Source organism: Enterococcus viikkiensis, assembly GCF_005405345.1.
Classification (GTDB): Bacteria; Bacillota; Bacilli; order Lactobacillales; family Enterococcaceae; genus Enterococcus_A; species Enterococcus_A viikkiensis.
Genome location: NZ_BJDW01000002.1, coordinates 95275 through 108299 on the forward strand (window position 1 = coordinate 95275; position 13025 = coordinate 108299).

Below are 13025 nucleotides of genomic sequence, written 5' to 3' on the forward strand. Positions count from 1 at the left end.
AACACGCGTCAAGGATTTCTGACAACGATCACACTTTTCAGTAAGCTTTTCGTAACGAGAATGCTGGATCCAACGATTAAATTTTTGCCGACTGTCATGCCTTGTTTGATCGTGACACTCGTAACAAGAATTCGGTTCAAAAAAAGCGGCTAAATCGTCGTGCAGGTTGCACGACTCCGACACTTCATATCCTCTAGTAGTTCGGCCATAAGTACACGTCTAAGCTACATTAATCTTTTTAAAATGGATTATAAAAGAAAAGACCACAAGCCTCATCCAATAACTGGACTTCGCCTGCAGTCTTTTTCATGCTTTGGTTAAATATGGATTGGTAACCCTAAGGCCAATTCAGAAGTATCCATTACGATTTCACCTAATGATGGATGTGGATGAATCGTCAAGGCGATATCTTCAGCATTCATACCTGATTCAATCGCTAAGGCCAATTCAGAGACCATATCACTGGCACCAACACCAGCAATTTGAGCACCGATAATAACATTATCCTCTACCGTCGTCACTAAGCGGATGAAGCCCTCTGTCTTACCTAGAGATAACGCACGACCGTTACCAGAGAATGGGAACTTAAAGGCTTTCGCTTCTAACCCAGCTTCTTTAGCCTCTTTGATTGTCATACCAACAGAAGCTAATTCTGGATCAGTGAAGGCAACGGCTGGCATCGCTTTATAATCTACAGCAACTTTTTTGCCTGAGATTGCTTCAGCAGCAATTTTTGCTTCGTAGCTAGCTTTGTGGGCCAAAGCTGCGCCTGGTACGATATCACCGATTGCATAAATACTTGATACATTCGTCCGACCTTGTTTGTCTACTTTAATCAAACCACGATCAGTCAGTTCAACACCTGCTTGTTCTAAGCCCATGTCGTTTGTGTTTGGACGACGGCCAACCGTTACCATTACATAGTCAGCGTCGATTGTTTCTTCTTTACCATCCACTTCGTAACGAACCGTTACGCTGTCGCCGTTGTCAACTGCTTCACGGGCCATTGCTGAAGTAATCACTTTGATTCCTTTATTCTTGAAATCTTTTTCGACTAATTGAACCATGTCTTTTTCATACGTTGGTAAAATTTGTGGCGTTCCTTCAACAATTGTCACTTCAGCGCCTAAGTTAGCATACGCACTACCTAATTCAGCACCAATGACGCCGCCGCCAATAATGACAAATTTTTCAGGGACTTGTTCTAACGCTAAACCTCCAGTCGAATCCAAGATACGTCCACCAAATTTAAAACCAGGGATTTCGATGGGGCGCGAACCCGTGGCTACAATTGCATTATTAAACGAATACGTTTGTGCAGAGTCCGGATGAATCACACGTAAATTTTTATCATCAACAAAGAAAGCTTCTCCTTCGATGATCTCTACTTTGTGTTTTTTCAATAAAAATTTAACGCCTGAAGTTAATTTATTCACGACGCCATTTTCTTTCCAGTCCTGAGTCTTGGCAAAATCAAGCGTAACCTTTTCGCTGCTGACACCGAACATTTCAGAGTCCAACGCGTCATGATAATGGTGTCCAGCAGAAATCAAGGCTTTAGAAGGAACACAGCCGACATTTAAACAAACGCCGCCAATGTATTCTCGTTCGATGATTGCTACCTTTTGTCCCATTTCTGCGGCGCGGATGGCAGCCACATAGCCGCCAGGTCCCGCTCCGATTACAACTGTATCTAATTCAATGGCAAAATCTCCTACTACCATGATCTTATCATCCTTCCATTAATAATAATTCTGGATCAGCTAATAAACGTTTGATATTGTTCATAGCTTTTTGCGCTGTCGCGCCATCAACAATGCGATGGTCGAAGCTTAATGAAAGTTTCATTACACGGCCAACCGCTAGTTCGCCTTCATCATTGACAATAGGTTGTTGCGCGATGGTTCCAACACCCAAGATGGCAACCTCAGGGTAGTTGATGACTGGTGTAAACCAGCCGCCACCAACAGAACCAATATTTGAAATCGTAATCGTGCCATTACGCATGTCATCGCCGGTTAATTTACCGTCATGAGCCAACGCTGCTTTTTCATTGATTTCGTCAGCGATTTTAAACATGCCTTTAGTGTCAGCATTTTTCACGTTTGGTACATACAAACCATGATCCGTATCGGTTGCAATACCGATATTGTAATAATTTTTATATACAATTTCTTGGGCTGCATCATCAATTGATGCATTCAAGACTGGGTATTTCTTAACTGTTGCAGTCAAGGCTTTTACCACGTAAGGCAAGAAAGTTAATTTTGTCCCGTTATCCAATGCAACTTGTTTAAATTTCTTACGATGATCCCAAAGTTTAGAAACTTCCACTTCATCATGTAACGTAACATGTGGAGCGGTATGTTTGCTATTAACCATTGCTTTAGCAATTGCTTTACGGGTTGGTGTCAGCTTCTCACGAGTTTCCATTTCACCCATGTTTGAAGTAAATGGTTGCGCAGGTTTTTCTGCTTTGGCAGGTGCTGCCCCAGAAGTTGGAGCTGCTGTTTCGGCTACAGAATCTGCTGTTTTAGCTGGAGCCGTTTGTCCACCACCGGAAATAAATGCATCGATGTCTTCTTTTACAATGCGTCCGCCTTTACCAGTTGCTGTGACTTGAGAAATATCCACGTCTTTTTCACGGGCATATTGACGCACAGAAGGCATTGCCAAAACTCGTTTGTCTGGATTACTTGATTCAACAACTGAACTAGCCGATTTGGTCTCTGTTTTAGGTGCTTCCACAGGTGCCGCTGAGTCAGTTGAAGCCGCTGAGTCATTGTGTCCTGGTGCGTCAATTTCAACTAGAACATCGCCAACGTTTGCGACTGTACCTTCATCCACGATGATTTTTTTGATTGTTCCGGTTACAGGAGAGGGAATTTCTTCTACTGATTTATCATTTTGGACTTCTAATAAAGTATCGTCTTCTTCAATCGTGTCGCCAGCTTTGACGAACCATTTAACGATCTCGCCTTCAGCAATTCCTTCACCAATATCCGGTAATTTAAATTGGAAGACACCGCCGCCACTACCACTGTTCCCACTTTCAATAGTTGGTTCAGCTGCTGGGGCTTCCGGTGTTTGTGATTCCGCAGCGACTCCTTCATCGCCTTCATTATCTTCATGCCCGGGAGCGTCGATTTCAACTAAGACGTCACCCACATTTGCGACCGTTCCTTCGTCTACGATGATTTTTTTGATTGTTCCGGTTACGGGAGAGGGAATTTCTTCCACTGATTTGTCATTTTGAACTTCTAGTAAAGTATCGTCTTCATTAATCGTGTCGCCGGCTTTGACGAACCATTTAACGATCTCGCCTTCAGCGATTCCTTCACCAATGTCCGGTAATTTAAATTGGTAAGCCATGTTCTTTTCGCTCCTATCTCATATTTCGGATCTATTTTTTTCGTCACGTATATTATTCGGCTAGTTTTTAATTTATTTTTAGTAGACTAGCTCGTAACTATCGAATGAAATTTTTTTACACACACCCACCTACTTAACCCTGCAAAAGCACAGAAGTAGAGTAGGAATTAAAATTCAACGATTTCTTTTACTTTGGCTTCAATATCTGCCGCGTTTGGCAGCCAGATGCCTTCTGCTTGTCCGAATGGGAAGACAGTATCTGGAGCTGAAACACGACCAACCGGCGCTTCTAATGAAAGAACCGCACGTTCAGAGATTTCTGAAACAACTTGTGCTCCGACGCCTGCTTGTTTTTGAGCTTCTTGAACAACTACGACACGACCTGTTTTTTCAACCGATTTGATAATCGTCTCTACATCTAATGGAGCCACCGTGCGTAAATCGATAATTTCTACGTTAATATTTTCTTTTGCTAAATTGTCCGCAGCTTTCACTGCTTCACGAACCATCGCACCATAAGTAATGATTGAAACATCTGTACCTTCTCTAGTAACGGCTGCCTTATCCAATGGCACTTCGTAGATTCCTTCTGGCACTTCTTCACGGAACGAACGATAAAGCTTCATGTGTTCTAAGAAGACCACTGGGTCGTTATTACGAATTGATGCAATCAATAATCCTTTAGCATCATAAGGGTTTGAAGGAATCACTACTCGCAACCCGGGTGATTGAGCCATTAAGCCTTCTAAATTGTCTGAGTGAAGTTCTGGTGTATGAACACCGCCACCAAATGGGGCACGAATCGTGATTGGCAAATTACGTGTGCCACCCATACGATAACGAGTACGCGCCATTTGTCCAACGATTTCATCCATCGCTTCGAAAACAAAACCAAAGAACTGGATTTCTGGTACCGGACGGAAGCCTTGTAAAGCTAAACCAAATCCAAGTCCGGCAATTCCTGATTCTGCCAATGGAGTATCGAACACTTGATCTTCGCCAAATTTTTCTTGAAGACCTTCAGTCGCACGGAAAACCCCACCGTTTTTACCGACATCTTCACCGAAAACTAAAACTTCTTTGTCTTTTTCAAGCATCAGAGCTAAGGCATCTGTGATTGCTTGGATCATTGTTTTTTGTGCCATGATTATTTCGACTCCTTCGCTTCATAGAATTCAATTTGTTCTTTGATGTTTTGTGGTTGTACTTCATACATATTTTTCAAGAAATCAGAAACCTTTTGTTTTGGTACACGGTCAGCATCTGTGATTGCCTGTTTGATTTCTTCTTTCGTAGCTTCAATTACTTGTTCTTCTTTTTCTTCAGACCATAAGCCCTTTTCTGTTAAATACTTACGGAAACGAACCAATGGATCTTTCTTCGTCCATTCGTCATCCATTTCTTTTGTGCGGTAACGCGTTGGATCATCACCAGATAACGTATGTGGTCCATAACGGTAAGTCAAAGTTTCAATCAACACAGGACCATTTCCGCTAGCCGCCCATTCACGAGCCTTTTTCGAAACATAATAAACCGCTAATGGGTCCATTCCGTCAACTTGAATTCCGGGAATTCCGGCTGCTACAGCTTTTTGTGCTAACGTTTTAGCCGCTGATTGTTTTTCCCGTGGCGTTGAAATGGCAAAGCCATTGTTTTGAATATAAAATACAGCGTTTGCATGATAAGCACCTGCAAAGTTGATTGCTTCATAGAAGTCTCCTTGTGATGAACCCCCGTCACCAGTATAGGTGAAGACAACATTTTTACTGTCGCGTTTTTTTAACCCTAAAGCAACACCTGCAGCTTGGACATATTGCGCACCGATGATAATTTGTGGTGGTAACGCTTTTAAGTCGGCTGGATAATTATTTCCAGCAACATGGCCTCGCGACCATAAGAAGGCCTCCGCTAATGGTAACCCGTGTTTGATTAATTGGGGAACATCCCGATATCCTGGTAATAAGACATCTTCCTTTTCAAAAGCAAAATGACTAGCCAATTGGCTGGCTTCTTGTCCAGCAGTCGGCGCGAAGAATCCTAAACGCCCTTGACGGTTCAATGCAGTTGAACGTTGGTCCAAGACCCGAGACCAAACCATTGAAGTCATTAATTCAACAAGTTCATCATCAGACAAATCAGGAACGAGGTTTTCGTTTATAACCTTCCCCTCTTCATCTAGTGTTTGGTACACGGGGAAATCCGCGTTTACATCTTTAAGTAAGGCTTCAAAATCAATCGTTAACTCTTTTTCTGCCATGGTGTCACACTTTCCTCTCTTCATAAATTAAATCTATTTCGTTGTGCAACAGCAAGCTAATCTGTATTATTGCCATTGCCCTTCCTTCTTTAAAGTAGCATTTTTATATTCAATTGACAACAAACTTGCTCTGATAATCTGAACTTTTTGAAGCGTTTCACTTTTTATCCTTGTGAAACTGCCTGCAGTTGCTTTTATCATCGGGTTTCCTACGCTTTTTTAGTGAGAATGACTAACTAAACGAATTCCCCCATGACTATGGTCTGTTGTGGAAAAATGGGCTCTTTGTCTTTTCAAAACTTTGTGAATAAAAAAACGCTCAAAAAAGATTATTCCCTTTTTTCACAAAAAAAGAAACAGAGTGACGACGTTCGCCACTCTGTTACATTTCAGATCCATTCTTTCGCGACCTTGATATATAAAACTTTACCGAATTGGGTCGCTAGCATGTAAGCAACCACGATCCCGATATACCAGAACCAATAAGTTGTAGGTAAATGAACAAAGTCAAATTGTTCCGCTATAGGGGTGACTACTACTAAGATCCCTACAACAACCGCCAATAAAAGGCTGATAAAAACTTGTGGCGCTGGACGACTTTGTAGGAAAGGAATTTTTCTTGTGCGTACCATCAAAACAACTAATGCTTGCGTAGTCAAACCAACCATGAACCAGCCAGTTTGAAAGAGATTTTGCTGAGCAACTGTTGTCGCACCAAAAACAAACCACATGACAAAAAAGGTTACAATATCAAAAATGGAACTGATGGGGCCAATGCATAAGGTAAATTTTAGCAGGCCTTTAGTTTCCCATTTCGTTGGTGCGTGAAGTTCTTCTTCATCTACGTTATCCCAAGGGATCGTCAATTGTGCGATATCGTAGATCAAGTTTTGCAATAGCAATTGTAGGGACAGCATTGGTAAAAATGGTAAGAAGGCGCTGGCTACTAAAATGGAGAAAACATTCCCAAAATTGGAGCTGATAGTAATCTTGATGTATTTCATCATATTACTGAATACACGACGACCTTCGATTACACCGTATTCCAAGACACTCAAGCTTTTTTCTAACAAGATAATCGAACTGGCATCTTTGGTAATATCAGCGGCAGTATCAACGGAAATTCCCACATCGGCTTTGCGAAGCGCTGGCGCATCATTAATCCCATCACCCATAAAACCAACCGTATGGCCTTTGCTTTGCAACGCTTCGATGATTCGCGATTTTTGCATTGGATTTAATTTGGCAAATAAATTCGTTGTTTCAGCTGCTTGATACAGTTCTTCTTCTGACATCTCATCGACTTGATTGCCTAATACATAATTTTTAGCTGGAATCCCCACATCTTGACAAACTTTTTGTGCCACGATGGCATTATCACCAGTCAGAACTTTTACAGCTACACCATGTTGTTGCAAAGAGTTGATCGCTGGCTTAGCAGAAGCTTTAGCAGGATCTAGGAAGCCCATAAAGCCGATTAACGTCATCTCTTTTTCATCATCGGTAGAATAGATGGCTTCTTCATGGGCATCCCGACGAACCGCTACCGTAATGACTCGCATTCCTTGACGGTTCATTTTCTCATTGACTGCTTGTAATTGCTGACGAATCTCTGATGTTAATGTTAACGTCTCGCCATTAATCTCGACATATTTGCAAATAGCCGCCATTTCTTCAACGGCCCCTTTAGTAATCATCAATTGATGTTGATCGGTTTTCATCACTACGGTCAACCGACGACGAGAAAAATCAAAAGGGATTTCATCGATTTTTTGAATACTTTGGAAAGGCAGTTGGCGGTCTTGCTCTTCAAAATAATTGATGACGGCAATATCCATCAAATTTTTCCAGCCTGTTTGATACGTCGAATTCATAAAGGCATAATCTAACACTTGTTCATTCTCATTACCTAGCGGATCCAGATGCTGTACTAACACCACTCGATCTTCCGTGATCGTTCCGGTTTTGTCGGTACATAAAACATCCATGCTGCCTAAATTTTGAATCGAAGCCAGCTCTTTTACGATTACTTTATGTTTAGACAAGGTTAATGCTCCTTTTGCTAAATTGGAGCTGACGATCATTGGCAGCATTTCTGGTGTCAAACCAACAGCAACTGCAATGGCAAAGAAGAAAGCGCTGCTCCAATCTCCCTTAGTTAAACCATTAATCAAGAAGACTAATGGAAAGAGTACCATGACCATCCGAAGTAATAATTTACTCACACGGTTCAAGCCAATATCAAAGGAAGTCTTGCCCCGTTTAGAAGTCGCATTTTTGGCAATATCGCCAAAGAAAGTTTGCTGTCCCGTTTTTAAAATAATTGCTTTTCCTTGACCGCTTAACACATCGGTCCCCATAAAAACAAGATTCGTCAAATCTAACGCGGTCATTTCATCAGCAATCGCCGCTTCTTTGGGAACAAATTTTTCCACCGGCATGGATTCACCGGTTAATGAAGATTGATTCACGAATAAGTCTTTCGTCCAAATTAAGACTGCGTCTGCCGGGATCATATCCCCAGTCGCTAATGTCAAAATATCTCCCGGTACCACTTCATCCATTGGAATTTCTTTGGTTTCACCATTCCGGGTAATCGCCGCTGTATTTTCAATCATTTCTTTTAATTCAATGCTCGCTTTTTGTGAACGATATTCTTGAATAAAAGTAATCAGTACGCTAGCAAGGATCATTGTCGTCATGACCACCGCTGCTTCAAAATCGCGAGTCAGCACCGAAACGATCGCTAACGAGGCCAAAACGTAAACGAAAGGATCATTAAAGGCTTGTAAAAATAATAAAATAGCTGGCGTCGGTTTTTGGGCCGAGACTTCATTAGGGCCGTATTCTTCCAATCGGCTTTGGGCATCTTCTTCAGATAATCCTTGCAATGATGTACGCAAGTTTAAGAAAAGGTCACGATCAGAAAGAATCGCTAATTTTTTTAATTCTTGGTCTTTGTTGTTCTTGCGAGCAAGAAGGTTTTTTTTGTTCATCATAATGGTTCCTCCTAAATTTCAGGACGAATACTGTCGTCCTACTACTGGGCGTATATTTCGGTCGACTATCCTCATGATCATGTTCCATCTTCCTCACATCCTTTCAGTTATTTCGGTGAAACTTTGCCTTGCCGTTTCCTGGCGATTCCGCTAAGCACGCTTTGCAAGATGGTGGAACCCGCAAAAAAAAGCGCGTACTCGAAAATGAGCACGCGCGAAAAGTTCATTCATGTTCATCGTCGAGCTTTAGCACTATAGGGCGTAGACAGAATCTGTCAGCTACGTTATGAATCACCTTCACGATGATTCCTGTTCTACCCATTGGCGTCTCTCGACATTTTTGGGCAGTAGCCTGTGTCCGTATAGGAGCCTCACCTAACAATTATTTTAATTTCATATCCACTATAAATCAGTTATTTATTTGTGTCAAACTCAATCTTGAAAAAATTTGTTTATTTTCAGAAACTCATCCATTTTTTGATTGGGAGTTTGACCAAAATAATCAGCAAATTTTTTACTCCAAAGCTTAGTTTCACGTGCTTCAGCAAAGTTTTCCATCGTTTCATCATAGTCTTCAATCAATTGATAGTCATAATCTTTATACGTGTCATAATGAACAACCGCTTCTTTGGGTAATCGAGGCTTGACCCGCATCTCGACACTGGGCCTTCCGATACTCAAACCTGCAACCGGAAAAGTATAATCCGGCAAATTTAATAATTTACTTACCTCAGCGATGTCTTTTCGAATCGATCCAACAATGACACTGCCTAACCCCAGAGCTTCAGTTGCAACCACTGCGTTTTCCAACGCTAAAGCCGTATCTGTAATAGCGGTGATCAATGGATCAATGCCTTGATCAATTGGATACTCCACTTGATAATGTTCGGCGACTTTTTTTGTTCGCTTCAAATCAGCAACAAAAACTAAAAAGACTGAGCTTTTCAACATATGGGGATTACCTGGATTCAGTTCAACCAATTGCTTCCGGATCTCTTTATCCTTCACTACAATGATGCTGTACATTTGACCATTCATCCAGCTTGAAGCCTGGCAACTAGCCTGTAAAATCTGTTGCAATTCTTCGTCTGACAATGGATACTCTTCATCAAAATTCCGATACGTCCGATGATTGTTTAACACGTCTAATGCCTTCATTTAGTTCCTCCTTAATTGCTTTGAGATGACTTGGAGTTTTTTAAAAAACTGTTTCCGATTCTGCTTCGTCAAGCGTGTGTAATTAACCCGCATAGCCATTGTATCATTACTAAATAGAAATGAGGGTGCGACTAAAAGTTTTTCTCGTAAAAAAATACTCCAGTCTTTTCGGCTGAGCTTTTGATGCTGCCATGTTAAATAAACATACAAGCCTCCATCAATAGTCGAGATGGACCAATCTTCCACAATCTGCTGGGCATCGAATGTAAAAGCTGTTCCTCGTTCTTTTAATTCTGCTACTAATAGTTCTTGATTTGCTTTGAACTTAGAATCATTCAACGCAGTATGAGCGATGACTTGGGGGAAGACACTGATTGAAAAGTCCATCATCTGTTTTGCCTCGGATAAACGTTGAATTAAATCCTTATCCGCCACAATCCAGCCGATTTTAATCGAAGAACCAAAAATCTTCGACAACGAACCGAGATGAATCACTTGATGAGGAGACATTTCCTTCAAAGACGGAGGAATCGGTCCGAAGTTCAATTCACTAAAGACTTCATCTTCAATGATTGGTAGCTGATATTTTTGGCTTAAGAGAATCAATTCTTGTCTTCTTTTGGCGGACATAGTTGAACCTGTGGGATTTTGGAAGGTGGGATTGACAATAATCATTTTGATTTTTTTGGTCAAAATCAACTGCTCCAATTTATCGATTCGCATTCCTTCCAGATCCATTTCCACGCCATAAAGACGCACACCAGCGCTAGCAAAAATCGGCAACGAATATAAGAATGAGGGATCTTCAATCGCGACACTATCCCCATTTTGCAACATCACTTGTAGCAAAAGAAACATCGCTTGTTGTGCACCGGAAGTAATCAACACTTGATCGGTAGAAACGTCAATTTTCTGTTCCATTTTTATTCGCTGACAAATAACTTGCTGTAACGGTCCATAACCCAAGGGACTTTGCTTTCGTTCTTCTAACAATAAATCTTCCCATGTATAAGAAGGAAAACGAAAATCTGGTATCAGATTCAAAGGCAGTTCGCCTGAATAAAGATCCAAGGCCGCTGAATCCTTCAATAATCGATGAACTTCTTCTACATAAGGCTCGGTTGGATAAGCCTCTTGCGTAAACAAACGACGCCAATCTACCCTTGGTGTCGTACTACGCCCCCAATTCCCTTCATTCACCAATGTACCACTGCCTTGCCTTCGAATCACCCAGCCTAAACTAACCAATTCATCCAAAGCGTGCACCACTGTAGAACGATTGATTTGATAAAGTTCTGCTAGTTTTCTTTCGGGTGGTAGCTTATCTCCCGGCAACAGTGTCCCGTTTTGAATATAATCAATGATTTGCTCCATAATCTGCTGGTAAAGCGGTAATGTACTTTTTTTTGTTAACTGCCACATCTTTAAACCCTCATTTACTATTGGATGATCTAACGCTAACCCAATCATTCACAACTGTCAATCTACTCATTTGATTTTTTTCAGAAAAGGTCGGTTACAAAAAAAGAACCTAAACCCCTGAAGGTCTTAGGTTCTTAAACATGTCCTATTTAGATGGTATCACCATTAAAAATTGAATTTTTAACGACAACGTAATCCACTTTTTGAATAGCTTCCAAGTCTTTTCCGCCAGCGTAAGAAATGGCTGATTGTAAATCCTGCTGCATTTCTACCAAGGTATCTTCCAAAGAACCTTTATAAGGAATCCAAATTTTCTTTCCCTCAACGTTTTTCTTTTCGCCTTTTTGGAATTCTGAAGCACTTCCGAAATATTCTTTGTAAACTACGCCATCTTCAACTTTCGTTTCACCAGGTGATTCTTCATGTCCGGCAAATAATGAACCAATCATCACCATCGTTGCACCGAACCGAACAGATTTCGCGATATCACCATGGGTACGGATTCCGCCGTCCGCAATAATCGGTTTGCGAGCCGCTTTTGCACACCAACTCAAAGCCGCTAACTGCCAGCCGCCTGTTCCAAAACCGGTTTTGATCTTCGTGATGCAAACTTTACCTGGTCCAATCCCAACTTTCGTTGCATCAGCACCAGCATTTTCTAATTCCCGAACAGCTTCAGGCGTTCCAACGTTACCAGCAATCACAAATGTTTCCGGTAAATATTTTTTTATATGCTTAATCATATTGATGACCGGATCTGAATGTCCGTGAGCAATATCGATCGTAATAAAATCAGGATTCAATTTCTCTTCTGCTAACTGCTTAACAAAATCATATTCATAGCCCTTCACACCTACACTGATCGATGTGAATAAACCGCGAGCTTGCATTTTTTTAATAAAAGGAATGCGCTCTTCTTCGTAAAAACGGTGCATAATATAGAAATAACCATTCTCAGCTAAAAACTCCGCGATGTTTTCATCAACGATTGTTTGCATATTGGCTGGGACAACCGGCATCCTAAAACTAAATTTTCCTAATTGGACCGTTGTATCACATTCTGAGCGGCTGTTTACCACACATTTATTCGGAATCAACTGAATATCTTCATAATCAAATACTTTCATACTGGCCTCCAGTGTTTGAGATAAAAAAACATAGGGCTCTATCGTCCTATGTAATTTACAACATTTTCAACTAAAAAGCAAGATTATTTTTAAAATAATTCAAAAAACACGAACATTAACTTTTTAACTTTCGGATTTCCTTAATTTTTTCGCTTGAAGACTAATTAAAAAGATAACATCTTCCATCTCCTCTTCATTAGTCACTTTCATTTCGATCTGTTTTGTTTTTTTCGATACCTCTTCAAACTTTTCTCTGAATTCCGAGGACATCACTTTCACCATGGGGGTCAAATAAGTGATCCCAAAATCTGGAAACGGAGTAATTACAGAAAAATAGTCTTTATGGATGATGATTCGACAAAGCAGACCGTCATATTGCTCGATCATTAATTGCCAACCAGATTTTTTTTGAAAAATATAAGTGATCTTGGGATCATAATGCCGCATGACTTGCGCTAATAAAATTTTCAAATACTGAGAATTTGGGAGCCCAGATAAAATCGTTTGCAATTCTTTTTTCTCGTGCTCTGGATCAGACTGTTTACTTTCCATGGTTCTCGCCTCTTTCGATACTAAAAATGGACTTAATCTTAACAACTGTCCTGTTAGATTATTTTTCTCTTTAAAATTACACATATTTTTAATCTTTTTTTCACCTTAAGTCTACCACTTTTAATATGGGGTGTCATT

General features: G+C 40.8%; 10 protein-coding genes and 1 riboswitch. All 10 genes read right to left on the minus strand.

Annotated features, from left to right (window positions below; translation table 11 throughout):
* Positions 1-317: 317 nt before the first annotated feature.
* The 10 genes from lpdA to FFM67_RS01865 all read right to left on the minus strand — a co-directional run bounded on the left by lpdA (position 318) and on the right by FFM67_RS01865 (position 12887).
* On the minus strand, positions 318-1724 hold the full coding sequence (gene lpdA, locus FFM67_RS01825; RefSeq protein WP_137612971.1) for a dihydrolipoyl dehydrogenase: 1407 nt from the start codon (positions 1722-1724) through the stop codon (positions 318-320).
* Between the two features lie 7 nt (positions 1725-1731).
* Positions 1732-3372 carry a dihydrolipoyllysine-residue acetyltransferase gene (locus FFM67_RS01830; RefSeq protein ID WP_137612972.1) on the minus strand — a complete coding sequence of 547 codons (1641 nt, stop codon included), beginning with the start codon at positions 3370-3372 and terminating at the stop codon, positions 1732-1734.
* Positions 3373-3539: 167 nt separating this feature from the next.
* Positions 3540-4517 carry an alpha-ketoacid dehydrogenase subunit beta gene (locus FFM67_RS01835; RefSeq protein ID WP_137612973.1) on the minus strand — a complete coding sequence of 326 codons (978 nt, stop codon included), beginning with the start codon at positions 4515-4517 and terminating at the stop codon, positions 3540-3542.
* A 2-nt stretch (positions 4518-4519) separates the two neighbouring features.
* The gene (gene pdhA, locus FFM67_RS01840; RefSeq protein WP_137612974.1) at positions 4520-5629 is read right to left on the minus strand and encodes a pyruvate dehydrogenase (acetyl-transferring) E1 component subunit alpha; all 1110 of its coding nucleotides are present in this window, start codon (positions 5627-5629) and stop codon (positions 4520-4522) included.
* Between the two features lie 66 nt (positions 5630-5695).
* Positions 5696-5830: a hypothetical protein gene (locus FFM67_RS12490; protein ID WP_281279088.1), complete on the minus strand. Its 135-nt coding sequence runs from the start codon at positions 5828-5830 to the stop codon at positions 5696-5698.
* A gap of 188 nt (positions 5831-6018) precedes the next feature.
* Positions 6019-8625, minus strand: a complete 2607-nt coding sequence (mgtA, locus tag FFM67_RS01845; RefSeq protein ID WP_170177977.1) for a magnesium-translocating P-type ATPase — start codon at positions 8623-8625, stop codon at positions 6019-6021.
* A gap of 228 nt (positions 8626-8853) precedes the next feature.
* A riboswitch (M-box (ykoK) riboswitch) is annotated at positions 8854-9018 on the minus strand.
* 42 nt (positions 9019-9060) lie between these two features.
* Positions 9061-9786 (minus strand): NADPH-dependent oxidoreductase, encoded by a 726-nt coding sequence (locus tag FFM67_RS01850; protein WP_137612976.1) that lies wholly within the window; start codon positions 9784-9786, stop codon positions 9061-9063.
* Positions 9787-11208 carry an aminotransferase-like domain-containing protein gene (locus FFM67_RS01855; RefSeq protein ID WP_137612977.1) on the minus strand — a complete coding sequence of 474 codons (1422 nt, stop codon included), beginning with the start codon at positions 11206-11208 and terminating at the stop codon, positions 9787-9789.
* A 149-nt stretch (positions 11209-11357) separates the two neighbouring features.
* Positions 11358-12335, minus strand: coding sequence for a GMP reductase (gene guaC, locus FFM67_RS01860; RefSeq protein WP_137612978.1), 978 nt, complete (start codon positions 12333-12335; stop codon positions 11358-11360).
* A 123-nt stretch (positions 12336-12458) separates the two neighbouring features.
* On the minus strand, positions 12459-12887 hold the full coding sequence (locus FFM67_RS01865; RefSeq protein WP_137612979.1) for a DUF3788 family protein: 429 nt from the start codon (positions 12885-12887) through the stop codon (positions 12459-12461).
* Between the last annotated feature and the right edge of the window lie 138 nt (positions 12888-13025).